The organism is Haladaptatus sp. DJG-WS-42, assembly GCF_037198285.1.
Lineage (GTDB): Archaea > Halobacteriota > Halobacteria > Halobacteriales > Halococcaceae > QDMS2.
Genome location: NZ_CP147243.1, coordinates 2654223 through 2679515, shown reverse-complemented (window position 1 = coordinate 2679515; position 25293 = coordinate 2654223). Strand labels below are relative to the sequence as shown.

Here is a 25293-nt window from a genome sequence, read left to right as displayed (position 1 = left end):
ATGGCTCGTCATGGAAAGTGACCCAACAGGCACCGAGCAAACCGTTCTCCCGGAATGGGTGTGGAAGCGCCACGCGAACCCGTGGAGTGGGTGGACGCGGGCGGCGACGACCCCCGTGTTCGTGTACGCGCTCTATCAGCGAAACTGGCGACTCGTGGCGGCGCTCGCCGTCTGGCTCGTCGTCAACCCGGCCGCGTTTCCCGCGCCGAAAACGACCGATGCGTGGATGACGCGTGGGGTGCTCGCAGAGCGCGAGTGGCTGGCCCAAGGCAATGGCACGGTCGGGCTTTCGTGGCCGAACGTCCTCAACCTTGTAAACGTGCCAGCGACGGCGTATTTGGGGTGGGCAACGCTCCGACGCCGTCCGGGTCATGCCGTTCTCGCAACCGCGCTGGTGATGGCGTTCAAACTCGCGTGGATGGCAAAAATCATCGATCTAACAGGCATCGCTCCCGGCGAACCGTTCCCCGACGAGTGAGTTTTTCAGTCGTCCGCCACCGCATCCGGACGATAGGACCGACTGATGGCTTTCCACTTCCCGGTCGTGAATCGGTAGTAGGTGATGAACGCCGGCACGAGCGTCTCGCCGAAGAAGGCGAGGTAGATTCCCCAAATGCCGAGTGCGGTCGTCGCGCCGAGATACATGAACGGGATGGCGACGCCGAACATCCCGATGACGAAGGCGTAAAACGGCCAGCGCGTGTCGCCAGTCGAGTCGAGCGCCCCGGAGACGGTGCTCGTGACCCCCTGGAATATCACCGCGATGGCGGAGACGTACACCATATCGACGGCGACCGGAATCGTCGGATCGCTCGAGCTCCCGACGAACAGCGAGACGATGGGGCGGGCGAAGATGACGACGACAATCGCGGCGACGACGTAGGTCGCCACCGAGAACCGGACGATTTCCCGGCCGTAGGACTCGGCGTTCTGCTCGTTGTTCTTGCCGAGTTCCTGGCCTACGAGACTGCTCGCGGCGAGGCCGAACCCCCAGCCGGGGGTGTTGATGAGCCCCCAGATCCGCCGGGCGATGATGTACGCGGCGGCGACCGGTGGGCCGAACATGCCGACGATTGCGAGCGCTGGGAACCGAGCGACGGTCCAGACGGAATTACGACCCACGACTGGAACACCGATGGTCACCACGTCACGCATCGTTTCGCCGTCGAGAAAGCGACCCGTTGGCGACACGGTGACTGGGAGCGCCCCGACGCCGGGGAGCGACCCTCGCGAGAGGCCGACGACGAACGCCGCCGTCACGACGACGTTCGAGACGACAGTCCCGATGGCCGCGCCGACGACGCCCATGCCGAGGCCGAAGATGAGCACGGCGTTGATGAGGATGTTCAACACCGCGCCGGTCGCCCGGAGGACCATCGGCGTCCACGCGTCGTCCGCGCCGATGAGGGCGCGACTCCCGATGAGATTCAGCGCGCCGAAGGGGACGCCGAAGGCGACGATTCTGAGGTAGTCTGCCCCGTAGGCGACCACCTGCGCGTCAGACGAAAGCAACGAGATGAGTTCGACCGGGAACAGGAAGTAGAGGGCCGCGACGGGCATCGTCACGATGACGACGAGCGCAACGCTGGAGCGGATGGCCTGCCCGAGCTGGTCGAAGCGTTCCGCGCCGAACCGCTGGGAGACGAGGGCGATGGTCCCCGCGGCGAGGCCGCCACCGATGCTGAACACCATCCCCCAGAAGGGACCGGCGAAACCGACGCCCGTGATGGCGGTCGAACCGAGCGCGACGCCGACCATCGCAACGTCTGCGGCGTTCTTCGACATCCGCGCGAGGCCGGTGACAATGCGCGGCCACGCGAGGTCTGCGGTGTGGCGCGCTCGCTCCTCGGCAATGAAACCGAAACGGGCGAGTGCGAGGCCGATACTGAGAAGGAAGAAACTCAGCGGATTCGGAACGCGGACCACTACGAGACATTTCAGCAGGCGCGCCAAAATGGGTTCCGAACCCGGAGAGCGACACCGTCTTTTTCTCGCCGCCACACCTACGAGCGGTGTGCACACGATTTCGGTGACGCTGTTCGACTTAGACGGCACGCTCTGTCGAAACGACCAGGACGTAGCCACCATCTACGCGAGTGCATTCGAGGTCGCTGGTGTCGCACCCTTTGGCGAACCAACCGACCTCTGGCAGGCGCTGCCCGGCCCGCCCGACCCGAACGACGAGGTCGGGTATCTCGCAGGCGGATTCGCGGCGGTGGCCGCGAAATACGGGCGAGCGGAAATCGACGCAACTGCCCTCGCTCGCGGCTTCGTCGAGACGGTCGATTTGACCGCCGTCTCGTTTCACCCCGGTGCAACAGAGGCACTCGGCGACGCACGCGCTCACGGACAGGTCGGCCTCGTGACCAACGGTCCGTCGCGGCGACAGGCGGTGAAAGTCGAGGCGCTCGGCCTCACAGACGCGTTCGACGTTATCGTGTACGCAGGCGATATGCCACGGCGCAAACCCCACCGCGACCCGTTCGACCGGGCACTCGCCGCCCTTGATGTGGCTCCCGATGCGGCGCTCCACGTCGGTGATTCGCTCGAATACGACGTGGTTGGGGCACAGCAAGCAGGCTTACTCGCTGCATGGTACCCACGTGCAGAGAACCCCGATACGAAGGGGTACGACCCCGACTACATCCTTTCGCACCTCGGATCACTCGGCGCGATTCTTGCTGACGCTGACCACTGAGTCGGCGGTGTACCTATCCACTCACGGCCGATACTGCCAATAATGGATGCCGTCCGGAACATCATCGCCCGAGAGTTTCCCGACCGTGACGTCGCGTCAGTAACCCCCGCGAAGCGTGGGACTCAAAAGGAGACGGCAGTCGTCTCGCTCGCAGACGGGCTGTCGGTGGTCGTACAGCACAGACGACACAGGCGCGCTCGTCACCGAGTCGGTGCTCGCAAAGCAGATTCGTTCTGGAACGTCGATTCCAGTGCCTCGGCAACTGGCACAGGGCACGCTTGAAACGCGCGTATACGTCGTGGTCGAACACGCTGACGGAGTCGACCTCCACGAGCGGTTTGCGAGCTTCGAGACGAACCGCCAGCGAACCCTCGCCGCGACGTTCGGACAGTACCTCGCAGAAGTCCACGAACTGTGTTCGTTCGACGCATTTGGAACGGTGGTTGTGAACGAGAGCAGTGAGACAGGCGCCCTTCGGGTCAACGGAATCGACAGCTGGGCGGCGTGGTTCCGTGTGTATTCGATTGCCGGTGTCGATACCCTCCCTGCTGCGTTCGATGATTTCCGTGAGCGCCTGCGAGACGTGTTTGTGCATGCAGTGATACCCAACCGCCCCGAGTCGTGTCTCTACCCGTGGGATTTTCGCCCGGGGAACGCGCTGGTTCGAGATGGGACGCTCACCGCCGTCCTCGACTGGGGCGACTCACTCGCCGCCGCGCCGGGGCTGTCGGTTGCGAAGGCGGAGCACCTCGTCTGTGGCTGGTACGTCGAATCTGGCGAGCCTCTTTGAGAAGCCTTCAAGCAGGGGTACGAACGCGTGCGGCCGTACCCCACCATGACGGCGGCATACCGACTCGCGGCAATCGTCCACTCGGCGGTCGATTCGAGCGGGTACGTTACGCGCCCCGGCTTTCCAGAGCGAACCGGTGTGGACGCCGTTACGTTTCACCGCGCCGCGCTTACAGCGAATCTCACCGAATGAGAGACAGCCACGCCATCAGGGATTTTTCGGACAAGCCCAACTAGTTTGGGAGCGCTGGTATGCGCGGCTTCGGTGTACTAGTGTGTACTTGGTGATTGTCGCCGGTTGGTTCCGACCGCGCGCCACTCAAAACCCAACACGCCCATCAAATCCAGTATCTGACACGCTTTTGGCGGCGTGACCCGGTGGGACGCGCAAAGTCAGGGTGCAGGAGGGCACTAATCGACAGGCTGTGCCACATTGTACCACCCAGAGCCACAGCAACGCCCCAATTGTTTAGGGGCAGGGAGTATCTGTTTGGTCGATGTAATACCACGAGTTGAGATGGATAAGAAGGAACAATCTGGTTTTACTCCAGTGCAGGCGATACTGGCACGTCTGCGTGGAGTGTTCCGGATTGGCGCAGACGACACCGGCGGAAGTATAGCGGCGAGTGAGTTGGATGGGACAGCAGGGGAGGAATCCAGGGCATACCAGTCCGTTACACAGGAGTTCATCGATTACACCTATGAACACTCGAAGGCGGATTTTGTCGTGAAAACCGGGATGACGCCAGAAGAGATGGTCCTTGAATTGGTCACCGAAAACGACGGGCGGATGCGTCAGAAAGAGCTCGCAAGCCTCGTTGGCTGGTCTGATGCAACCGTGAGTCGGCTCTTGCAAGACATGGAAACCAAGAAGTCGCTCAACCGATTTCGATTGGGCCGCGAGAAAATCATCTGCGAACCGGAACTCGCACCAAACGGCTTCGACGAGCCGGTGACGGCCCAGTCACCGGGAAAGTTGAGCGAAGAAGAGAACAGAGTCCAGTCTGACTGACCGCGTTAGTCCGCGGTTGGACTGACTTCGAAGAGGGTCGTGAAGATTTTTCGCTGGGCTCTGCGGAGGTGTTCGTGGAACGTTGCCGGTGACACGTCGAGCGAGGCAGCAACGTCCGTTCCGGCGCTCTCGCGTGGCCAGTCGAAAAAGCCCGAGTAGTACGCAGATTTGAGCGCGGTGCGTTGGCGTTCGGTGAGTTGGCCAATCAGACTCTCTGCGAGTTCTTCTGGCATCGCAACTTTCCGGTCGATGGTGTTTCTCGACACGAGTTCGAGGCCGGGGTAGCGCTCGTAAAGCGCCTCGCTCACCTGTCGCAGGTCAACGGACGCCGGTAGCTCAGCTTCGATTTCGACGCTGTCGTGGGTGAGTGTAATCGAGTGGAGACGACCACCGTAGGTCGCAAGCGTCGAACTCGCCGTTGGCTCTTCGGTCACCACCTCAAAGCGCGTCACGTCGGGCGAGGTGTTTATTTCTCGGACGTCAGTGACCCACGGCACGTTTTCGAGCGCGTCTCTGTACGCGTCCGGCGACATTTCGCGTACCGAGTGGTACTTCAACACCGTCCCATCGTTGAGCGGGACGACACGGTCTATGGTCACCTCACCCATCTCTCCATGGAGCGCGTAGAGCGCGTCCGGGAGGTCGTTCGTTCGGAAGGTGACTTCCGTGATGCGGTCTGCCATCAGCGCTTCCTTGCGTTCGATGGCGTTGATGGCGTGGCCAATCACGTCGCCAACCTGCGAGAGAATGCGTTGTTCGTGTTCGCCAAACGCATCGGCTCGCGCCGAGTAGATGGTCAACACACCGTAGGAGATGTTCTGATAGGTGAGCGGAATGGCAGCCACCGACCGATAGCCCCGCTCGCGGGCGTCGTCGTGCCACGGCGCGTAGTCGTCGTCAGCGAGGACATCGGTTGCAAACACCGTCTCTCGGGTACGCAGTGCCCGATTGAGTGGGTGGTCGCGCGTTTCGCTGTCGGCTGTCGTGATGGGAACCGCCGCGAGATAGTCGGAGACGCCCGTTTCCGCCACCGTTTCGACGGTCGTCCCATCGTCTGCAACCGACCCGAGCCACGCGAAGTCGTAGAGGTCCGCGGTTCCAAAGCGCTCACACACGAGTTTCTCGATGTCCGTGCGGGCGTTCGATTCGACGAGCGCGTGAGTGATTTCGCGAACGACCTCGTTTAAGTCGTTCAGCATCTCGACTTGGCGCTCCCACTCGCGTCGGTCGGTGATGTCCCTGACTACGCCCGCTCTCCCGTCTGAATCGTTGGCGTAGGGATACGGGCCAAAGCGTGACTCGGCTGGAATCGTGGTGCCGTCTTTCTTCTGGAGGTCGAGTTCGATGGTGGCCGCCTCTCGGTCGCCGCCGCGCATCTCTGCGGCCATCCCTCGAGCGGTCTCCTGAATCGTTTCGTTGTGGACGAGCGTTGCGCTACTCCCGAGGAGTTCCTCGCGGCTGTAGCCCGTCATCTCGCAAAAGGCGTCGTTGACCATCACGAAGTTGTCGTCGCCATCGAGCGCGTAGACGCCGTCCCAGATGGTTTCGACGATGGTTTCATAGCGCTCTCGCTCTCGTTCGCGAGCAGCCCGCGAGATAGCCGTGGCGAGGACGTTTGCGATACTCCGGACGAACGAGACGTCCTGTTCGGTGAACTCGCGGGGGGTGGTGCTGTGTGCACCGAACACGCCCCACGGGTTCTCGTAGTCACCGATGATGACGCTGATGCCGCTCTCTACGTCGTGGTCTTCGAGGAGCGGCGGCGCCGTAAATCGCGTCTCCGTTGCGAAATCTTCGACGACGACGGGTTCTTCTGAGAGAAGTGTATATCCGGCCTGTGAAGCGGTGTTAGTTTTAACGGTTGCCTCCCCGACGAGACCGTCGTCCCAGCCAATCCCGGCTCTGAGCTGCAGTTCGCTCGCGTCTGCGTTGAGGTCAAGGACTTTGGTAAACTCGACGCCGAGCCCATCGGAGACGACGTTTGTCGCCGCTTGTAGCAACTCCGCTGTATCACGGGTTCGAAGCGCTTTCTGGCCGAAATCTGCGATGGCGCGCTGTTGGCGCACCCGGCGTTCGAGGGTTTGGACGTGTGTAGTGCGGTCTTCGAAGTTTCTGACAACGCCGACCGTTCCCTTGAACGAGCCGTCGTCGGTTGGGAGCCGGGCAAAGCGCGTCTCTACGGTGATTTTCTCACCGCCTTTGCATTGTAAGTTGATTTCAACGGTGCCCGTCTCGCGGTCGCCAGTGTGCAGTTCCCGCCGGAGCTCCTCGCCCGTTTCGACGATGTCCTCATCAACGACAGTCGAAATGTGTTCGCCGATGAGGTCATCGCGGTCGTAGCCAACCATCGAGGCGTAGCCGTCGTTTACCATCTCGAACTCGTAGTCCTCGTTTGCGACGTAGACGCCGTCGTGGATGGTCTCAAGAATGGTCTTGTAGCGTTCGAGGTCTTCAATCTGCGCTCGGCTTGCAGGCGGCTCAGCCGGGTCATCGGTCGAATCGGGTGTTGGATCGACGATGACCAACACCGTCTCGGACATGGGGTCACCCGACAGCGATTGAAGGTGGAGGTCGCACTCAACAGCCCCGCCGGTTGCGTTTGACAAGGTAGTCGAGACGTGTTCGGTCGAAGGGTCACCGGCGTTGAGCTGGTTGTATATCGACTGGAACGATACCGCTGCGTCGCCGAGGAACTGCGTGAATGCAGCCCCGACGATCGCTTGCTCTTCATGGCCGACTAACTCACAGAACCGCTCGTTTGCGGTTGTGATGGTCCCGACACCGTCGAGCGTGATGGAACCAACATCCGTCACTTCGACAACTGTTTCAAAGGCGTGCACCGCCTCATCGCAGTCGTCAGTCAACGGGGTGTGGAGGTCGTCCCCGCTGGAAGCACGAGTCATCTCAAAGGCGCTTACGAGTCCCCTCGGATAAGTTCAATGGCCACTAACTGAACATATCTATTGGTGAATAAGTATTACAAATACCAGATATTATTGCTAAAATTACCAAATGTTACAAAAATATAGCCATTTTTGGTAGATTTTATGCGTTTTTCAGCAGTTTCTGCTGTGGGGAGTCGGGCGAAATATGGCACCAGTTAGCACTAGCGAGCGGTTCACAACACATACACTTCGCAGATCGTCAGCGCTAGCATCTAAGCCGGACGAAATAGCATAAGTTATTAATCTTCGACCCAATTCTAATAACAGAATGGATGGGTTTTCGCGCCGAGCGGCACTCCAGCTTGGAGGCACACTTGCGGCAGGCGTGTGCGCTGGCTGCTTGACGGGAGCAGAAAGCACAGATAGAGACAAACTCGCAACGGCGTCGTTTTTCGTGCTCGGCGATTTCGCCAGCAAAGTCGCCGATGACGCCACTCAAATTGATACTCTCGTCCCTGTTGGCCAACACGGCCACGGCTGGGAACCTGGACCGAGTATCCAACAAGCAATCCTCGACGCGGCGGCGTTCGTCTATATGGGCGAGGGGTTTCAACTGTGGGCGGACAACGTCGTCCAGAATCTCGAACGCGACGCCCCCGAACTCGTCGTCATCGAAGCGCGACACGGCATCTCGCTGCTCGAAGCGGGTGGTCACGACGATGAGAAAGGCGACCACGACGCAGAAGAAGACGGCCACGGAGACGAAGACAACCACGACACAGAAGACGGTGACCACGACCACGCGAGCATCGACCCGCATTTCTGGCTCGACCCCCAGCGCGCCGCACAAGCCGTCGATACCATCGCAGCAGGGCTTACGATTGCAGATTCAGCGCAGGCAGAACGCTACCGGGACGGAGCAACGTCTTACGCAGACGCACTCGCAGAACTGGATAGCGAAATCGAAGAGACGCTGTCGTCGCGCACGCGAGACACCGTCCTCGTCGCCGGCCACGACGCCTTCCAGTATCTCGCCGACCGCTATGGCTTCGAGGTCCACGCGCTGTCGTCGCTCTCGCCCGACACGGAGCCAACGCCACAGGACGTGCGCGAGGCCCAAGCAGTCATCGAAGAACACGGCATCGAGCACGTCCTCGCGCCGGTGTTCGAATCAGACCGAGCCGCCCGGCAACTGGTCGAGGAAACGGATGCCACGGACCTACTGCCCATCACGTCGATTCCGACGGCTTCAGAGGAATGGATGGAAAACGACTGGGGATACATCGACATCATGCGGGAGGTGAACCTCCCAACCCTCCGGGAGGCACTCGGCGCATGACGGCGGTCATCGAAGTCGAAAACGTCTCGTTTGGCTACGGGTCGCTCCCCGTCGTCGAAGACGTGTCCCTCACGGTCGAGGCCGGAGAGTTCCTCGGCCTCGTCGGGCCGAACGGCTCTGGCAAGAGCACGCTCCTCAAGCTCATGTTGGGGTTGCTTGCTCCCGATTCAGGGCGCGTCACGTTGTTCGGTGAACCAGCGACGGCGTTCGGTCAGGGCGAGCGCATCGGCTACGTGGCACAGGACGTGACCAGTTCGGCAAAGGGGATGCCAATCACTGTCCGTGAAGTGGTCACGATGGGACGCTACCCACACGTCGGCTTTGGCCAGTTTGGTGCGCGCGACCGCGAAATTGTAGCCAATGCACTGGAAACGGTGAACATCGCCCATCTCGCCGAGCGACAGCTCAACCACCTTTCTGGCGGCCAACGCCAGCGCGTGTTCATCGCCCGTGCGCTCGCAGCGGAAGCCGACTTGCTCGCACTCGACGAGCCAGCAGTTGGCGTGGATGCAGAATCGCGCGAAGCGTTCTACGACCTGCTCAAACGCCTCAACGGCGAGGGGATGACGATCATCCTCATCGACCACGACATCGGCGTCGTCACCGACCACGCGACGAAGATTGCGTGTATCAACCGGCGGCTGTTCTTTCACGGCGAATCGACGGGCTTCACCGAGAGCGACGCACTCGCAGAAGCGTACGGCGCGAACCAGCGCGTGCTTCACCACGACCACGCGCATCCTGCTGACCCAGCCGACGAAGACGAAGGTGATGGGACGTGATGCTTCGCACTCTCGTCGTGCTCTCGGCTGCGACCGACCTGCTCAACTGGGCGCTCGACGGCGTTGGCGAGGGGATGTGTGCGCTCACAGCCCCGTTCGGCATCGAAATGCTCTGTCTGCCGTTCATGCAGCGGGCGTTCATCGCGGGTGTCGCAATCGGCGTCGTCGCCCCGCTCATCGGGTCGTTTCTCGTCCATCGCCAACTTTCGCTCATCGGTGAAACCCTCGCGCACACCGCGTTTTCTGGCGTCGCCATCGGCCTCTTTCTCAGTTCGGCGCTCGCCATCGCCGTCTCGCCATACCTGACCGCGCTTGTCGTCGCAGTAATTGCAGCGTTGCTCATCCAAGTCATCTCCGAGTACACGGACGCCTACGGCGACGTGTCCATGGCGATCGTCTTAGCAGGCGGATTCGCCCTCGGGACGGTCATCATCACCGCAACCGGCGGCATCGCGGTGAGCATCAATCAGTACCTCTTTGGCAGTCTCTCGACGGTCACGCGTGAGAGCACGGGCATTCTCGTGGTGTTGAGTGTGGTCGTTTGCGCCGTCATCGCGCTCACCTACCGCCAACTGCTGTTCATCACGTTCGACGAAACGGCCGCGAGGGTAGCCAGTCTGAACGTGCGTGGCTACAATCGCCTGCTCGTCGTGCTCACCGCGGTCGTCGTCGTCGCGGCGATGCAGCTCATGGGCGTCATCCTCGTCGCCGCGATGCTCGTCGTGCCGGTCGCGGCCGCCGCACAGGTCGCCCGCAGCTTCAAGCAGTCGGTCTGGTATTCAATTCTCGCAGCCGAGTTCGCAGTGATCGTCGGCATCACCCTCTCTTATGTCTACGACCTCGCCACGGGCGGGGTCATCGTGCTCGTCGCAATCGCGGTGTACGCAGGCGCGGTGGTCGTCGGAAAACTTGGTGCGTCACGACAGCACGCGTAGCTTATTCGAGATTCGCAAACGCGCCGAACTCATCGACTGGAATCACCGAATAATCGACGGTGAGAATGTCCTTGGTGGCGCGAATCTTCCCGACGAACGTCGAAATCGTTTCGAGTGAGCCTTCGAGGATGAACAGTTCCATGCAGTAATGGTCGCCGACGTGACTGTGGAAGTTCGAAGCGACGAGTTCTTCGTGTTCGTGGCGCAGGCGCATCATCTTCTCTTCGACGCTCGTCGTCTGGAACTTGAACAACACCGTGACGACGCCCATCAGCTCGCGGTCTTCTAAGCGTTTGTCCTCGAACTCTCCCAATAGATTACGGCTGGCCTCGCGGATAACCTCGCTGCGGCCCGTATAGCCGTGTTCTTCTGAGAAGGCGTCGATTCGTTCTAACAGTTCGTCCGGCATGGAGACGCTGACAACGGTCATGTATTAACTCAAGGCCAGTTCGATATTAAAGATTGAGTAACTCACCCCGTTGGTTGGTAGGAGAACACACGTTTTCCCGTCGCCCGCACCACTAGGACAGTATGCCCGTTAGCGTCGAAACCACAGCACGCGTCGAACTCGTTGACCTCACCGACCGAATTTCCGGTGAAATTCCGCCCGACGCGAGCGGCGTGTGTACCGTGTTTCTACAGCACACCTCTGCTGGCTTGCTCGTCCAAGAGAACGAATCGCGGCTCAAAGGTGACCTCGTCCGAATGCTCGAATCAGTGGTTCCGACGGGCAATGGCTATGGGCACGATGAAATCGACAACAATGCAGATTCGCATCTCCGGGCCGCGCTGCTCGACAGCAGTCTCTCGATTCCGGTCGTGGATGGGGAGCTACAGCTTGGGACGTGGCAGTCGGTGTTTCTCGTGGAGTTGGATGGGCCGCGTACGCGGAGCGTCCTCGTCACCGTTTCCTAAAGGCTGCACACCAACGCCTCTCCGTCGCGTTCGAACTCGGTGCCGAACGGTTCCGACCGGTTTCGCATCGTCTCACGACACCACATCGCAGCTTCGGGGCGGGCGCGGTGGGCCGCAAAGTCGTAGATTTCGGTCGGGACGAGTCGTAACTCTTCGAGTCCATCAGGGGTGAGCGTCACCTCGAAGAGGAAGCTGTGGTCGTTGTGGAGGTGGCTGTCCACCGCGTAGTCGTCCACGAAATCGCCCGTGTCGTAGAGGATTAGCCCACCGTCGTACACCTCGACGCCATGGAACAGGTGGGCGGAGTGGCCGTAGACTATGTCAACGCCTTCATCGACAAGCCAGTGGGCGAACTCGACGAAGTTAGCGGGCGGCTGTGTCGTCATGTTCGGCCCCCAGTGGAGCGCGGCGATGACGAGCGCGGGGTTTCGCTCGCGCGCACGTGAGAGAATGCCACGGACTCGTTCACGGGTTGGCCCATGGCGGTGGTCTACGTCCACCCACGCCGTCCCGTACTTGTCGTGGTCTGCGGCGTACTCAGGGGTGTTGTCGGTGAGCGCCACCATAGCGACGCGGACGCCACGCATGGTGAACACCGCCGGGTCAAGCGCCGTGTCGAGGTTGCGCCCCGCCCCCGCGTGGGCGATGCGAGCGCGGTCGAGGTGGTCAATTGTGTCGCCGAGGGCGACGGGGCCGAAGTCGAGGATGTGGTTGTTCGCAAGACTCACCGCAGACACTTCGGCGGCGGTGAGTGCGGGAATCGCCCACGTCGGGTCTGCCCGGAAATGGAAGGGTCTGTAGGTTTTCGACCACGGCATCCCGTTCGCAGAAAGACAGCATTCGAGATTGCAGACGAGTCCGTCCAGGTCGGTGAGCTGCGAGAAGAGGTTGCCCCAGACGGCAGGTGGGGAGCGCCAGCGCTGGCGTTCGTCTACGAGGCGTCCGAGCATCACGTCGCCCAAAAGCCCAAGCCGACGAGTCGATGCCATTCTCCTAGATACGCCCGGCGGCGAGAAAACCTTCTCACACGCACACGCTTTTGCTCGCGGCAAGCGAATATCTACGAGGGCGAGTTGCAGTGCGTACCGCGATTTCACGCCGGTATTACATGGCGGTATTACTGGTAACACTGGCTGGTTGTACGCAACAAAACGACTCGTCGCCACAGAGTGAGGGAACTAAGATGACCACGTTTGCACTGACGAGTTCGGCGTTCGCAGACGGTGAACCGATTCCACGAAAATACGGCTACAGAGCAGAAAACGTGAACCCGCCGCTCTCGATTGCAGGCGTACCCGAGGGGACCCAATCGCTCGCGCTCGTCATGGATGACCCGGACGCGATGGAGCCTGCGGGGAAGGTGTGGGACCACTGGGTAGTCTGGAACATAGACCCGGCGATGACCGAGATTCCGGAAGGCTGGAATCAGCAGGGGGCGACGGTTGGACAGAACAGCTTTGGCGAGTCGGGTTACGGCGGGCCGAGTCCGCCCGACAAAGAACACACCTACCGGTTTTTCGCGTACGCACTCGACGCGACGCTCTCGCTCGAAGCGGGAGCCACGAAAGCTGACCTGCAAGCGGCGATAGAGAGCCACGTCCTTGCAGAGGCGCTGCTAACCGGAACCTACGCGCCGTGAGAGAAAGGGGAACTGATTACGTCCGAGTGCGTACCACCAGCCATGTACCTCTCACGGCCCGTCCGAGCCATCATCGAGGAGCCACATGCTGGTGAGACCATCACGCTCATCCTCAGACTTCCGGACGCGCACACGGATGGCGATCTCGAACGCGTCGCCGCCGCCGTCGAATCCGAAGGCGGCGAGGTGAAAAAGCGCCTCTCGACGGGCGGCCTCAAAATCGTCGCAGACCACGAGGACGTGAAAGCGATCACCGCCGTAGACGGCCTCGATGCGGTCGAAACCAACGACACGCTCCACATGGCGCTCGATGGGGCGGGCGAAGACGTGGAGTATCCCGGCGAGACGCGCTAACACGGCAAAGAAGGAGAGTTAGTCGAACGCTGAAAGGCCGAGTTGTCGATCACCCCGTAGGTAGCGCCTGATTCGTTCTCGATTCCAGCCGAGCGGTGAGACGACGCTCTCTGTGGCGCGAATGAGGAGCGTTTCGTAGTAGTCGGCGTCGTAGCTGTCGCACTCTTCAAAATGCAGGCGGACGCGTTCTGCTGAGCGCGCGCCGTCGTTCACCACGACGTAGCGCACGTCTTGGCCGGGATTTCGCGCCATGCCGTGGTTGGCGTATCGCTGAAGCGCGGAGACGGTGTGGGTACGTTGGCTGTAGCCCGCGAGTGGCTTCGAGACGCGCTTTCTGATGACGAGCGATTTTGGGTCTACGTCACCCTGACGAAGCACGCGGAGATGCTGGCGGAGGCGGTCGCAGACGGCCGCCGCGTCGCGGTGGCTGTCGAGGGTGTCGAGCAAGTCTGACTGCACCTCGCGGACGAACGCGGGCGTGCTCCGCTGGCGGGCTTCGATACCCCGAATTTTGAACGCGTCTTCGTCCGCAATCTTCCCGAAGTATTTGGTGAGTGCCCCGCCCGGAGCGCCGCGTCTCGGCACGAAACAGACCCAGTCGTAGTGGTTCTCGAATTCGAGACGAATGCCGATATCGTCTGAAACCGTCTGCGCCACCTCCTCGATTGGCGTCGGTGCGGGGTCGCGGGCAGTGACCCAGAGGCTATCGACGATGCCGTGGACGATGTTCCAACCCGCGCGTTCGAGGTGGACTTTCGACCGGAGGAGGATGTCGCGGGCGTAGGCGTTGAGGGCTTCGTGACACTCGATGCGTCCGAATTTGGCGTTTCGGTAGCCCTGATAACCAAAACACGTGACGAGAATCCACTTGAGCGCGCTGGAGCGCGCTTCGAGCGAGGCGCGTTCGTCCTCGGATGGGTTCTGCGCGAGACGGGCTTTGAATTCCGCTCTGTCGTCGAGAATCGGTTGGAGTACCTCGGGGAGAAAGCCCGGGCGGTCACAGAGTTCGTAGCCGAGTTCGGGGACGACAGCGTGTTCGCGGTCGCACGGACAGCAGACCGTCTCCGGGCTGATGTTGTGCCGACAGATGATGGTCGGGTACAGGGAGGCGAAGTCCACCTCGTAGACGTTTTCGTGGAGGCCAACTCGAGGTTCGAAGATGAAGCCGCCACGGTCTGCGGCATGGAGGGTGCGCACGTCTTTGAACTGCTCTGGGTCCCACTTGTTCCACGGGATGAGGACGCCCCGGGAAAGCGCCTCTCGAATCTGGATGGACGTGAGGATGGTTCCGATGCTTCCCCAGCCAGTTTCCTGTAAGGGTCGCCACGACCGGTGGACGAGGTCGAGCAAGCCGTCGAGGCTCGATTTCGACCAGAGAAAACTGTTCGACGTGTCGAGGACGACCCGGCCGGGGACGGTGTATCTGGCCGCAGAGAAACCGACCTGCCCGTAGCTCTGATAGGTGTTTTCGCCCGCGAGCTGCGACCACCCCGGCAATCGGCCGAGCGAGAGTGACACGTCGTGTTCCTCGGCTTTCCGTCCAAGGAGGGGAATCACGTCACCGTTGCTCACGACGAGTACGTCCGGGTCGGCGCGGTCGAGACGGTGGCTGAGCGCCTGTAAAACCGCCGATTCAGCCCCTTTCACGTCTTCGCCGTCGATGATGATGTGCGAGAGGTCGCCGTCTGCGAGCGCCTTTTCGGAGAGCCGAATCGAGAACGTCGAAAGCGGATGGGCGGGCGTCGGGTCAACGTCCTCCTCAAGACAGTAGCGAAACTGCGGGGCGAAATCGACGTTGAACAGCCGGAACGTCCCCGGTGCGAACCGCCCTCGTTCGTGGGTGTGTCTGAGTTCACAGGCGAGCGGCTGGACGTCGTCGATTCGTTCGATATCGACGCGGAGAACCGAGTCGGGGGTGGCCGAGCGCAAGTCAAGTCGCCACTGCTTGGTGCAGAGATGCGCAACTTTCGGGTCTGTGCGGAGACGCGCTTCCAACCAGTCGCGGGCGTCTGTCGGGCCAGCCACGTAGATGCGCGGGTGGTACTCGGTGACTCGCGTTGCCGCAACAGCGTCAGGAGTTTTTCGCCACTCGACCACCTCGTCTCCGAGGAAGTCAATGGTGAACGTCATCGCTCGTGATCTGAGTGGGTTGCGTGGTGGTCGCGCAGCGCGTCGAGTTCACGGCGTAGCGTGGTGAGTTCGCGTTCTTGTGAGAGCAACATCGAGAAGAGAATGGCGCGCTCCGGGTCGGGGGCGTTCAGGTAGCCCGCGGCGTCAGCGTACTCATCGGCGCGAGCGAGCAGACGGTCGAAATGCGGCTGTGCGTCGGCTCTGAGCGCCCGGCGGAAGGGAGCCATGCGCGTTTCGTAGCGCCGGAGAAACTGTCGATAGGTTGGGTTCGTCCGGCCCATGGCTCAGGCCTCCGCGTCGAACCAGCCGTTGTCGGCGGCGGCGATGACGGGGTCGAACTCGTCGACTGTGCCAAATAGTTCAACCCAGTACGGAATCGTCGTTTGCCAAAAGCCGTCGCCCCAGTAGACGAGCGTCTCGAAGTCGGGCGCTTCGTAGTGGAAGCCGAGAGCGGTTTCTGTACACGTGATTTCCGTGTCTGCATGGGCTGCGACGAGCTGTGAGAGGTGGGTTCCTGCCGACGTGACGAGCACGCGAACGCCGAGCGACGTGGCGAGTTCGCGCAGGATGGTCAACGACGCCGTGAGCAAGTCTTCGCCCTCGTACTCGGGCACGTCATCGTCGGCGTACAGTGCGTCGATTTCGGGGACGACGAGCAGGTTCGTTTCGGGCGTGGCCTGCGCGACGAGTTTGCAGACGAGCGTGTGGTGCTGGTAGGCGGTAAAGGCCCGCGCGATGTGGACGCCGCGAAGGGTGCGTTCGCTCGGGGCGAGGTCGGAGAGCGCGTAAGTCGTCGCCGTCTCGCGGGTATCGACCCAAAACGTCTCGCCGTCGCCGGTGAGCAGGTCGTTAACGACGAGTTGTGGGAGCGCGAGCGAACGCCCCGCGGGACGGTGTAACTGTGTCACGCCGTCCCCGAGCGAGGGCAGCGCCGAGGAGTGAGAGCCAGCAGTCATGCGTGTTTCCTAGCTGAACAGTCGGCGAAGAGTGGGATAATGGCGACCCATCCAACCACGGTGAAAGTGAAAGTGGAGACGGTTGTGGCAAACGGTGGCCCGCAGTCTGTGGGTTTTAGATCGCTAGCACGGAAAGTCGCGTGCCGGAAGTGAAGTTTCAGCGAAGGTGTATGATTTTACCGCTCGACAGTGAACGCTGTACCATGTCCGAGGACTCCCTGCTTTCGAATACGGGCGTGACGTTCGCGGAGGACGACCCGACGGCCGAGGCAACAGTGTCGCCACAGGTGGCCGCGTTGCTCACGCCGAATCAAGACCGGGCGGACGCGATTGGCGCAGATCTCTTGCGGATGGACGACGACCGCTTCGAAATCGTGTTCGGCCCGGTGCTCGACGCCCTCCATGAGGCGGCGGGCGAACTTCCCGATGGGCCCGCAGTCTACGTCGTTGGCGTCGAGCTTGACCTACGAAAGGTGGGAACCGAGACGAACCTCCACGAGGAGGCCTCGGAGATTATTCACAACGCCCGCTTGCTGTTCGCCTACGCGCCAAACGAGGCGGGGACGGGCGCGACGTTCGCCCACCTGACCGAGGAGTTAGACGGCGTCGACGACCTTCTGCTCGTCCTCGGCGACAGCGACCGGATTTCCGGCGGGGAGACGACACTCCCAGACCTTCGCCGCGAATTGGCGGGGCGGCAGGCAGAGCGTATCAGGTTGCTCGCAGAAAACCCCGAGCAGGCAACCGCACAGTTCCAGGCAGTGTTCGCCGCACCGCTGTTCGCCTACGAGCAGGTAGTCGAAGCAAGTGAGTGAAAAAGCCGCAGACGGCGGTCGATGCTCCACGGAAATGGGAAATTAACGGAGCCACAGCGTGCACAAGACGTTGGCGGTGGACACCGACATCGCAAGCGAGCGTGTGCGCCAATGGTGGACGTCGGCTAGGCCATCACTGCCTCGGGTGTAATCTGTGTGTAACCGCATTGATGAGTATTGGGTCTCGTGAAAGTGGTTCGTAACTAATGTGGTAAGTTGAGTACATCTGAGATATGCACCGCATGGTGGAAGATGTCGGGGTTATTCTGCTCATTCTTGCCGCTATCGTCGGCTATTGGCTGTTTTTAGGCCTGCTCTATCTCAAGTTCGTCTGACCGTGCCATACCTATTTGCACGGCCGGAACCGAGTCACTGCTATGGGTACTCAGGACAGTTCGCGGCTTTGCGTGCTCTACATCGGACGCGAGGAAACTGCGGACGCGGTTGCGACAGCCCTCGAACGGGACGTGGGAGCGGTGCGCGTCGTGACCACGGAAAACGACGTTTCAGCGGCACTCTCTCCTGCGATTGATTGTGTGATTACAGACGCACCGTTGGCAGCTGGCGACACGGAGACGGTCGTCCAGACCGTAAACGAATTCGACCAGCACCTCCCGCTCATCGTCTATTCGCACGGGGCGAGCGAGGCGCTTGCGAGCCACGTCACCGCGATTGGCGTCACGAAGTATCGACTCGCGGCGGAAACGGACACGACCGAGCTGGCAACGGACGTGCTCGCGGCAGTGCGGGCTTACCGAACGCGCTTCGAGACGCCGACGGACGAACTCAGCCTCAAAGAACGGGCAATGAACGAAGCGCCGGTCGGCATCGCCATCTCGGATGCGACCCAGCCGGACAATCCACTGAGTTACGTAAACGACTCGTTCGTGGAGATGACGGGGTACACCGAGGCGGAAATCCTCGGGCGTAACTGCCGATTCTTACAGGGAGAGGACTCAGACCAAGCAGCCGTGACGGCCATGCGCGAGGCCATCGCCGCAGAAGAGGAAGTCGTCGTCGAGGTGAAAAACTACCGCAAAAACGGCGAGCTGTTCTGGAATCGCGTGAACATCGCGCCGATTCGAGACGCAGATGGCGAGGTTCGCTACTTTGTGGGTTTCCAAAACGACGTGACAGCCCGCAAAGAGGCCGAACTCGCGCTTGCGAGAGAGCGCGAGCACTTAGCAGACCTGCTCGACCGCGTGCAGGGGCTCGTCCAAGACGTGACCCAGACACTCGTCCGGTCGGTGAACCGCGAGGAGATAGAGGAAACCGTCTGTAAGCAACTGGCGAGCGCAGACCCCTACGTGTATGCGTGGGTGGGCGAGGTCGATGTGGGAACCGACGAAGTCGTCCCGACGCAGTGGTCGGGCGAGGCACTCGTCTCCGTCGGTGACATCGGCGTCGATCTAAACGACCCCGACGCGGCGAGCAATCCGGTCGTCCGCGCCGTCAAAACCGGAACCATGCAGACCGCTCGCGTGGGCGTTCGAGGCTTTGGCCGCGGCTACCCAAAGCGCGTCACCGAAGTCGCGGCCATCCCACTGGTCTACGATGACGTGACCTACGGCGTGCTCACGGTGTGTACAGACCGCGACGACGTGTTCAACAATCGAGAGCGCGTCATCCTCGAATCCGTGGGTCGGGCCGTCGCAAGCGGCATCAACTCACTCGAAAGCAAGAAAATCATCACCGCGGACAACATCGTGGAAATCGAGCTAGAGTTCGAGAGTCGGGCGCTGTTTTTCGTCGAGATTGCGGCGAAAACCGGAGCCGAACTCGACTTCAAACAGGCAATGTACCAGCCCGACGACTCGCTCGTGCTCTTTTTCACCGCTCGCGGTGCAGAACCGGAGGCGGTCGCCGAGGCCGCCGCTGAGTGTCGAGAGATTGCGGCGGTACAACTCGTCGCCTCAGAGGACGACGAGAGTCTGTTCGAACTCACGCTCGCGGGCGATTCAATTGTGACTGACCTCGCCAACTACGGGGCGAAAACGCAGGAAATCACCGCCTACGACGGGGGTGGGCGAATGAAAATCGAGCTGCCACAGGAGGCGAACGTCCGCCAACTCGTGGAGTTGGTGAAACAGGAGTATCCCGGCACCGAACTCGTGAGCTACCACGAACACCACCGCAGACCGACGACGAAACAGGAGTTTGTCGGGTCGCTCAAAGAGCGGCTCACCGAACGCCAGCTTTCGACGCTCCAGCGGGCGTACGTCGCGGGCTTTTTCGACTGGCCGCGGCCGGTCAACGGCGACGACCTCGCCACGGCGATGGGCGTTTCGCGTTCGACGTTCCACGAGCACCTGCGCGCTGCAGAGCGAAAACTGTGCGCCGAGCTGTTCGAGCGACCCACAGAGCCCCCACTAGTAAGGGAGTGAGAATTAGTCCACATCCGGCATTTGTTTAGGTGTGGGTGAGGCACACGTTGCAATCCCCCACGTAGACCAATGCCAACCTGTACCAACTGCGATGCACACGTCTCGAAACGATTCGCCCAGGTATTCGCTGACTCACGTGGTCGGATACTCGCATGTCCACACTGTTCAGCAAATGCTGGAATTGCAGAAGCTGCACGAATCCGTGGTCAACAGGCCTGAGTACCCGTATAGACCACATGGCTGTCCATTCGCAGGGTTGACGAACGCTCGTGGAGAGACCGCTCGTCAGTGCCTCTAGACCCTTCTTTCCACCTCAATACCTCATTCCATCGCGCAATTTCGTGCCTTAGGTTCGATACGATGGCCGTTTTGCGTACTCAATTGGGTCGCGGACAGAGACGTCCTCGAACGCTCTGAGCCGAATGGCACAGGAATCACAGACACCGCAGGCGGGTGCACTCTCCTTATAACAGCTCCACGTGTGCTCGAACGGCACATCGAGGGAGACGCCGTGGGCGGCAATCTCCGTTTTCGTCCACTCGACGAACGGTGCTTCGAGCGAGATCTGGGTATCCGGTTTGGTTCCCACGTCGGCGACGGTCTGAAACGCCTCGAAGAACTCGGGGCGACAGTCGGGATACCCTGCGAAGTCCTCGCTGTGTGCGCCGATGAACACGGCGTCACACTCATTCGCTTCGGCGTAGGAGACGGCCATCGAGAGCAGGTTTGCGTTCCGAAACGGCACGTACGTGTCTGGAATCTCTTCGCTGTCTAAATCGGCGTCGGCTACGTCGATACCGTCGTCGGTGAGCGCGGACGCGCCAATCTGGGCGAGGTGGCTCGTCTCGATATGGAGGAAGTCGGCCGCGTCGAAATCCGCAGCGAGTTTGCGGGCGCACTCGTACTCCTTTCCTTCGGTACGCTGGCCGTAGGAGGTGTGCAGGAAGTAGAGGTCGTAGCCCCGCGCCTTCGCTTCCGCGGCCGCGGTGGCGCTGTCCATCCCACCGGAGACGAGGACGACCGCTTTTGGCTGGCTCATCGCCCGCCCTCTGCCCGGTCGATGGCGTTCTGGAACTGGGTGCGCTCTTGGTCGGTTGGCTCGCCAACGACGACGTTCGTGCGCGTCTCGGTTTCGGTTTCGACGCCGCGCATGGCCTCGCACATGTGGCTTGCTGAAATCTCGACCAGTACTGCTTCGGCGTCGAGTTCCTCGGCGAGGCCGTCTGCAATCTCGCGGGTCAAACGCTCTTGCATCGAGAGTTTGCGCGACTGCCAGCGCACGTAGCGCGTGAGTTTCGAGAGGCCAACCACCTCGTCGCCGGGACGATACGCGACGTGGGCCGTCCCGTAGAACGGAAGTAAATGGTGCTCACAGAGGCTGTAGACGGGAATTGCCGTCTTGATGACGAGTCCTGACCCCTCTGCGGGGAAGGTGCGCATCGTCGGCTTTTCTTCTTCGCGAAAGCCCTCGGTGAGTGTCTCGAAGGCGTCGGGAACGCGGCGCTCCCACGTGTCAACCAGCCCGTCGCGGTCGGGGTCTGCGCCGACGGCTTCTAACAGCATCCGGACGGCTCGTCGCGCCTTCTCGTGGTCGTAGGTCGATTCCGTGTCGGGGATAAGCGTAGCGTCAGTCATCTCAAGTTCCAGGGGCGTCGTTCCAGAGGTCAACGTGGAGGCGAGGCGTGTAGCGGAAACCGTACTCCATCGCCAAGTCAGCCGTTCGTTTGCGCGTCTCGTCTAAAGCCTCACGGGTTTGGCCTTCGGGCATCAACAACACGTCGTCGTCTGCGAGCGACGCGCCAGTCGCGCGAACATCCGCGACGATGTCGGTGATTTCAGCCATGTCGTCGGGACCGGTGACGACGAATTTGAACTGCGTGTCGAAGGCGGTGACGAACTGAGACAGTTCAGAAATGTCGATGCGGGCGTCGTCGTGGCGGACTTCCCACTCGCCGTCGCCCTTCGGGTCGCGTTCGGGCGTGGGCGTACTGGAGGCGAGTTTCGGGCTCACGCTCGCGAGGTCGATTGGCGCGTCGCGGAAAATCGTCCCGTTCGTTTCGACGGTGGTGTGATAGCCCGCTGCAGAGAGGCGTTCGAGCAGTGTCACAGACGTGTCGTGGATGAGCGGCTCGCCACCCGTGAGAACGACGTGGTCTGCTTCCGTGTGCTCAGAGACTGCCGCAACAATCTCGTCTACAGACATCCACGCGTGGGTGGGTTCCCACGAGGTGTGATACGAATCACAGAACCAACAGCGGAGGTTACAACCGCTCGTGCGGATGAACACCGAAGGGACACCGGCGAGTTTCCCCTCACCTTGGAGCGAGTAGAACAGTTCGTTGATTGGCAGTCCGTCGCCGTCTGTGGGGCCTTCTTGGGGTGGTCGTTCTGCGTTGACCGGCATCAGCAGGTCACGCCACAGAGTTCGCTCGTCTCACGAACCAGCACGGAGACTTCAGCGACGTTGTCGGGCAGTTCTGCGAGCAGGCGCTGTTCTAAGATGATGCCCATCACTTCTGCTGTTGGCGGGTGGTCGAACACGACGAGTGCGTCGCCGTCGCCCGCGGCTTCGAACGCCTCGATGAGCGGGTCGCCGTCTTGGAGGAGAAAGCGGTGGTCCCAGTCGTCGATGACACTGGTGACGTTGCCCTTGTCAACCACCCAACCGTCTTCGGTCAGGTTGCCACGGACGGTGACGGAAATTTCGTAGTTGTGACCGTGCGGACGGCTACACTTGCCGTCGTGGTGCAGAAGGCGATGTCCACTGCTGATACGAATCGGGCTGTCGTGGCCGATTCTGAGTTCGTGGACGTGCTCGGTAAGCGACAGGTCATCGCGCCCCGAGGTTCTTGAGAGCATACTGGGAGAATATCGGCAAACGTATTAATCGTTTCTCATTTTGGGACTGTCCGGAAAGAAATCGCACACAAGTGTGAGACAAACGCTGCTATGGAGCCGGTTCGTCCGCGGGCATGAGGTGTTCTTTTCCCCAGTCGCGCATGGCGATGATGATGGGTTCGAGCGACTTGCCGCGGGTGGTGAGTGAGTATTCGACGCGAAACGGCTTTTCGCTGATGACCGCACGATTGACCAGGCCGTACTCCTCTAAGTTTTCGAGGCTGTCAGAGAGCACTTTTGCAGAGATGCCGTCGACAGCGTCTTTGAGCGCGTTAAAACCCGACGGGCCGTATTTTAGCAATCGGTGGATGATAACTGGATGCCACTTTTTGCCGAGAATCGTCGCCGTCGAGGTAATCGGACACCATTCCTCGCCAGCACACCAGACGGCGAGCGGGGCTGTCTCATCGTTCATGAGGCTGATACACGAGGCAGTACCATAAGGTTACTTCAAGGTACCTACTAACCTCCTGTAACTCTACTGGACAGATCTCCTGACGACACGCTTTACCGGATTCTGTACGTACGTAGTCTATGAATGAGAGGAGAGGGGAACACACCTGTCAAGCATGTGGGAGGGTGTTTGAGAGCGAAGCGGCGCTCGACAGGCACCTTCGAGCGGTTGGATTGACAGATTGAGGGACGCTTCGGTCACGAGTGGTCAGACAACGGTATGACAGATGGTAGCAAGGGTTATGGCCTAGGGGTTGGTAGCAGTGGACGTAGCGTGAGACACCCCACTGCTACCACACCAAATGACCTCCACAACTGACCCGAAACGCCAGGATGAACCCCCAGCCGACGATTACCTTGAGTACGGACAGCTCAAACTCGCAACGGGCGAAATCGTGATTTATGACCGAACGAACCCCGAGGCATGGATTCAAACAGACGAGGCGATCCCGATTACGGCGAGCGTCTGAGTGTTAGTCTGTGTCCTGTGAAAGCTGAGTGACTGTGTGCGGTTTTTCGCACACGGTCGCTACTGCGGTTTACTGCCTTCCCCATCCCACGCGAGCGACGCACGGACCGTAGCCACTCCAACTGACAGCCACACTGTCTGTTCTGTAAACACGATAGTTTACGAACAACAATTATTTACCGACTCTCGAAAGCCTTAGAGTATCAATGAGCGTGGAGGGAACTTGTGGGCACGTACCTGCTCACACGACATGGGCGTGTTCCGGGCTTTTCACCGATGACCCAGCGGGTGCTGTCAAACCTGCCGGTGACGGAGCGAAGCGGACCGAATTTCGAGACCACCGATGATTTTCGTTGAAGTACATCTCGATACCCCGGTGCTCCAAGAAGCGTTGACGAGCAACGCGGACGTCGTGGTGACCGTCGAAGAGAAACGAGCGCTTCCCTCCGGCGTCGTTCGCTTTCTGTTCTGGGCGTGTGGCGAGGAGTTCGAGACCTTTGAGGAAGCACTCAACGCAGACCCAACCATCACGGCGCCGTCGGTGTTACACGAAGTCGACGACAAGCGACTCTATCGTGTCGAGTTGACCGAAGCCGGAAAGGCAACGACCGTCCATCAGGCGTACGTCGAACTCGACGCCGTCATGCTCGAAGGACGAGGCACGAACGAAGGGTGGTTCCTCCAGATGCAGTTCCCAGACCGTGAGACGTTCAAGGAATTCAGAACGCGGTGTGCGGAAGTCGGCGTTGACGTGAAACTGTACACCATCTACAACCAGACCGACTCCTCGACCGAAGATGCCGCTTACAACCTCACGGAGTGCCAGCAAGACGCCCTCCTCGCTGCCCACGAGTCTGGCTACTTCGAGATTCCGCGGAAGGTCTCGCTTGCAGACCTCGCAGCGCAACTCGGCGTGTCGAGTCAGGCCGCCTCAGAACGGCTTCGACGCGGAACCGAACGACTGGTTGGCCACTCGCTCGTAGAGCGGGCGAACAAGTAAGGATGGAGTCGGGCGCGACGACCCATACTCAGCTTGTAGAACGGGCAAAACGCCACGCGAAAACGGTGGCGTTGCCCATCGACTACTCGATGGTGTCGTGGGAGGTCTCAGAGCGGGCGCGCCGTCGCGCGGGCCAGTGTCTCTACAACGCTCGAACCGGAGCGGTGACGATCCGACTGACGTGGGCCGCCTTCGAGGCGTATGGTTGGGAGCAGTTTTCGGGCGTCGTCCGCCATGAACTCGTCCATGCGTGGGAGTTCCAGCAGTTCGGAGAGTCGAACCACGGACGACGCTTTACGAAGAAGGCTCGTGAGGTAGACGCACCATGTTCCTGCGAACGGTTCACCGATGGCCGACTCACCCTCTCGTGTACAGAAGAGCGGTGTGAGTGGCGCGCAGAGCGCCACCGCGCCTCGACAGTCGTGACGAATCCGGGGCGCTACCGATGTGGTGCGTGTCAGAGCAGATTGGTGGTCACGCACGTTGCGTCGGGAAAATCCTGGCAGTCGGAGGCCGGATACGAGCGCGCTCGAAAACGAATTGACGACGAGTGGTAGCGTGTTTTAAATTATAATGATTAAACACCTAATACAGATATGTAGATTCTACATGAACGACCATTACATTTATCTGCGTCTTCCTCATTGACCCAGACGCAACATGACACCTGCAACGTACACCGACGGCGAAAACACCGGCGCACCACTCGTTCCGCTGGTCACAGACACAATGCTGACAACAGATGGCGGGACAGACACGACACGAGAGTACCTCCAAGAGATGGTGTGGAGCCACCGCGCGGACGACGCGTGATTCTTCACCAGACCAGTCGGCAAACCG

29 protein-coding genes are annotated in these 25293 nt (G+C 60.7%); 17 read left to right on the top strand and 12 right to left on the bottom strand.

Translation table 11 applies throughout. The features are described from left to right. The first annotated feature begins 10 nt into the window (after window positions 1–10). Entirely contained in the window at window positions 11–478 is a 468-nt protein-coding gene (locus V5N47_RS14465; protein WP_338728511.1) for a DUF6653 family protein, read from the top strand. Window positions 479–483: 5 nt separating this feature from the next. On the opposite strand, the gene V5N47_RS14460 is transcribed toward V5N47_RS14465, so the two are convergent. Continuing rightward, window positions 484–1926, bottom strand: a complete 1443-nt coding sequence (locus V5N47_RS14460; RefSeq protein WP_338728509.1) for an MATE family efflux transporter — start codon at window positions 1924–1926, stop codon at window positions 484–486. 88 nt (window positions 1927–2014) lie between these two features. Between V5N47_RS14460 and V5N47_RS14455 the strand changes: the two genes are divergently transcribed. The 4 genes from V5N47_RS14455 to V5N47_RS14440 all read left to right on the top strand — a co-directional run bounded on the left by V5N47_RS14455 (window position 2015) and on the right by V5N47_RS14440 (window position 4499). Next, window positions 2015–2698: an HAD family hydrolase gene (locus V5N47_RS14455; protein WP_338728507.1), complete on the top strand. Its 684-nt coding sequence runs from the start codon at window positions 2015–2017 to the stop codon at window positions 2696–2698. Between the two features lie 115 nt (window positions 2699–2813). After that, a complete protein-coding gene (locus V5N47_RS14450; protein WP_338728505.1) occupies window positions 2814–3488 on the top strand; it encodes a phosphotransferase in 675 nt (224 codons plus the stop codon). A 45-nt stretch (window positions 3489–3533) separates the two neighbouring features. Further along, window positions 3534–3680, top strand: a complete 147-nt coding sequence (locus V5N47_RS14445; RefSeq protein WP_338728503.1) for a hypothetical protein — start codon at window positions 3534–3536, stop codon at window positions 3678–3680. A 324-nt stretch (window positions 3681–4004) separates the two neighbouring features. Then, on the top strand, window positions 4005–4499 hold the full coding sequence (locus tag V5N47_RS14440) for a helix-turn-helix domain-containing protein (protein ID WP_338728501.1): 495 nt from the start codon (window positions 4005–4007) through the stop codon (window positions 4497–4499). Window positions 4500–4504: 5 nt separating this feature from the next. Here the strand turns inward: V5N47_RS14440 and V5N47_RS14435 are convergent, their stop codons facing one another. Continuing rightward, window positions 4505–7402: a PAS domain S-box protein gene (locus V5N47_RS14435; RefSeq protein WP_338728499.1), complete on the bottom strand. Its 2898-nt coding sequence runs from the start codon at window positions 7400–7402 to the stop codon at window positions 4505–4507. Between the two features lie 310 nt (window positions 7403–7712). On the opposite strand from V5N47_RS14435, the gene V5N47_RS14430 reads away from it, so the two are divergent. The 3 genes from V5N47_RS14430 to V5N47_RS14420 all read left to right on the top strand — a co-directional run bounded on the left by V5N47_RS14430 (window position 7713) and on the right by V5N47_RS14420 (window position 10440). Continuing rightward, the gene (locus V5N47_RS14430) at window positions 7713–8723 is read left to right on the top strand and encodes a metal ABC transporter substrate-binding protein (protein ID WP_338728497.1); all 1011 of its coding nucleotides are present in this window, start codon (window positions 7713–7715) and stop codon (window positions 8721–8723) included. Continuing rightward, window positions 8720–9505, top strand: a complete 786-nt coding sequence (locus tag V5N47_RS14425) for a metal ABC transporter ATP-binding protein (protein ID WP_338728496.1) — start codon at window positions 8720–8722, stop codon at window positions 9503–9505. Before V5N47_RS14430 ends, V5N47_RS14425 begins: the two co-directional genes overlap by 4 nt. 74 nt (window positions 9506–9579) lie before the next feature. Then, the gene (locus V5N47_RS14420; protein ID WP_338730309.1) at window positions 9580–10440 is read left to right on the top strand and encodes a metal ABC transporter permease; all 861 of its coding nucleotides are present in this window, start codon (window positions 9580–9582) and stop codon (window positions 10438–10440) included. Between the two features lies 1 nt (window position 10441). Here V5N47_RS14420 and nikR read toward each other — a convergent pair whose 3' ends face one another. Then, window positions 10442–10870, bottom strand: a complete 429-nt coding sequence (gene nikR / locus V5N47_RS14415) for a nickel-responsive transcriptional regulator NikR (RefSeq protein WP_338728495.1) — start codon at window positions 10868–10870, stop codon at window positions 10442–10444. Window positions 10871–10971: 101 nt separating this feature from the next. Here nikR and V5N47_RS14410 point away from each other — a divergent pair, with 101 nt between their 5' ends. Continuing rightward, on the top strand, window positions 10972–11355 hold the full coding sequence (locus V5N47_RS14410; RefSeq protein ID WP_338728493.1) for a secondary thiamine-phosphate synthase enzyme YjbQ: 384 nt from the start codon (window positions 10972–10974) through the stop codon (window positions 11353–11355). On the opposite strand, the gene V5N47_RS14405 is transcribed toward V5N47_RS14410, so the two are convergent. Beyond that, a complete protein-coding gene (locus tag V5N47_RS14405) occupies window positions 11352–12344 on the bottom strand; it encodes a CapA family protein (RefSeq protein WP_338728491.1) in 993 nt (330 codons plus the stop codon). The two genes, V5N47_RS14410 and V5N47_RS14405, sit on opposite strands and share 4 nt — an antisense overlap. A gap of 194 nt (window positions 12345–12538) precedes the next feature. Between V5N47_RS14405 and V5N47_RS14400 the strand changes: the two genes are divergently transcribed. Both V5N47_RS14400 and V5N47_RS14395 read left to right on the top strand, forming a co-directional pair. After that, a complete protein-coding gene (locus V5N47_RS14400; protein ID WP_338728489.1) occupies window positions 12539–12994 on the top strand; it encodes a YbhB/YbcL family Raf kinase inhibitor-like protein in 456 nt (151 codons plus the stop codon). 42 nt (window positions 12995–13036) lie between these two features. Then, the gene (locus V5N47_RS14395; RefSeq protein ID WP_338728487.1) at window positions 13037–13348 is read left to right on the top strand and encodes a hypothetical protein; all 312 of its coding nucleotides are present in this window, start codon (window positions 13037–13039) and stop codon (window positions 13346–13348) included. An 18-nt stretch (window positions 13349–13366) separates the two neighbouring features. On the opposite strand, the gene V5N47_RS14390 is transcribed toward V5N47_RS14395, so the two are convergent. From V5N47_RS14390 to V5N47_RS14380, 3 genes are read right to left on the bottom strand one after another with little or no spacing between them, the layout of a single operon-like run. Beyond that, window positions 13367–15478: a type B DNA-directed DNA polymerase gene (locus tag V5N47_RS14390; protein ID WP_338728485.1), complete on the bottom strand. Its 2112-nt coding sequence runs from the start codon at window positions 15476–15478 to the stop codon at window positions 13367–13369. Beyond that, window positions 15475–15759 (bottom strand): hypothetical protein, encoded by a 285-nt coding sequence (locus tag V5N47_RS14385; RefSeq protein WP_338728483.1) that lies wholly within the window; start codon window positions 15757–15759, stop codon window positions 15475–15477. Before V5N47_RS14385 ends, V5N47_RS14390 begins: the two co-directional genes overlap by 4 nt. 3 nt (window positions 15760–15762) lie before the next feature. After that, on the bottom strand, window positions 15763–16434 hold the full coding sequence (locus V5N47_RS14380; RefSeq protein ID WP_338728481.1) for a hypothetical protein: 672 nt from the start codon (window positions 16432–16434) through the stop codon (window positions 15763–15765). A 203-nt stretch (window positions 16435–16637) separates the two neighbouring features. Between V5N47_RS14380 and V5N47_RS14375 the strand changes: the two genes are divergently transcribed. Next, window positions 16638–17249, top strand: a complete 612-nt coding sequence (locus tag V5N47_RS14375) for a hypothetical protein (protein WP_338728479.1) — start codon at window positions 16638–16640, stop codon at window positions 17247–17249. Between the two features lie 377 nt (window positions 17250–17626). Next, window positions 17627–19633 carry a bacterio-opsin activator domain-containing protein gene (locus V5N47_RS14370; RefSeq protein ID WP_338728477.1) on the top strand — a complete coding sequence of 669 codons (2007 nt, stop codon included), beginning with the start codon at window positions 17627–17629 and terminating at the stop codon, window positions 19631–19633. A gap of 346 nt (window positions 19634–19979) precedes the next feature. Here the strand turns inward: V5N47_RS14370 and queC are convergent, their stop codons facing one another. The 5 genes from queC to V5N47_RS14345 all read right to left on the bottom strand — a co-directional run bounded on the left by queC (window position 19980) and on the right by V5N47_RS14345 (window position 22946). Beyond that, a complete protein-coding gene (queC, locus tag V5N47_RS14365) occupies window positions 19980–20672 on the bottom strand; it encodes a 7-cyano-7-deazaguanine synthase QueC (RefSeq protein ID WP_338728475.1) in 693 nt (230 codons plus the stop codon). Then, complete coding sequence (folE, locus tag V5N47_RS14360; protein WP_338728474.1) at window positions 20669–21268, bottom strand: GTP cyclohydrolase I; 600 nt, start codon at window positions 21266–21268, stop codon at window positions 20669–20671. The genes queC and folE overlap by 4 nt, the downstream gene beginning before the upstream one ends. Window position 21269: 1 nt before the next feature. After that, window positions 21270–22037, bottom strand: coding sequence for a 7-carboxy-7-deazaguanine synthase QueE (locus V5N47_RS14355; protein ID WP_338728473.1), 768 nt, complete (start codon window positions 22035–22037; stop codon window positions 21270–21272). Beyond that, window positions 22037–22492 (bottom strand): 6-pyruvoyl tetrahydropterin synthase family protein, encoded by a 456-nt coding sequence (locus tag V5N47_RS14350; protein ID WP_338728472.1) that lies wholly within the window; start codon window positions 22490–22492, stop codon window positions 22037–22039. Before V5N47_RS14350 ends, V5N47_RS14355 begins: the two co-directional genes overlap by 1 nt. 88 nt (window positions 22493–22580) lie before the next feature. Beyond that, on the bottom strand, window positions 22581–22946 hold the full coding sequence (locus V5N47_RS14345; RefSeq protein ID WP_338728471.1) for a helix-turn-helix domain-containing protein: 366 nt from the start codon (window positions 22944–22946) through the stop codon (window positions 22581–22583). Between the two features lie 340 nt (window positions 22947–23286). On the opposite strand from V5N47_RS14345, the gene V5N47_RS14340 reads away from it, so the two are divergent. The 4 genes from V5N47_RS14340 to V5N47_RS14325 all read left to right on the top strand — a co-directional run bounded on the left by V5N47_RS14340 (window position 23287) and on the right by V5N47_RS14325 (window position 25266). Further along, a complete protein-coding gene (locus tag V5N47_RS14340) occupies window positions 23287–23454 on the top strand; it encodes a hypothetical protein (RefSeq protein ID WP_338728469.1) in 168 nt (55 codons plus the stop codon). Window positions 23455–23796: 342 nt separating this feature from the next. Continuing rightward, window positions 23797–24453, top strand: coding sequence for a helix-turn-helix domain-containing protein (locus V5N47_RS14335; protein WP_338728467.1), 657 nt, complete (start codon window positions 23797–23799; stop codon window positions 24451–24453). Window positions 24454–24455: 2 nt separating this feature from the next. Then, complete coding sequence (locus tag V5N47_RS14330; RefSeq protein ID WP_338728465.1) at window positions 24456–25010, top strand: SprT-like domain-containing protein; 555 nt, start codon at window positions 24456–24458, stop codon at window positions 25008–25010. 103 nt (window positions 25011–25113) lie between these two features. Beyond that, on the top strand, window positions 25114–25266 hold the full coding sequence (locus V5N47_RS14325; RefSeq protein ID WP_338728464.1) for a hypothetical protein: 153 nt from the start codon (window positions 25114–25116) through the stop codon (window positions 25264–25266). The last annotated feature ends 27 nt before the right edge of the window (window positions 25267–25293 follow it).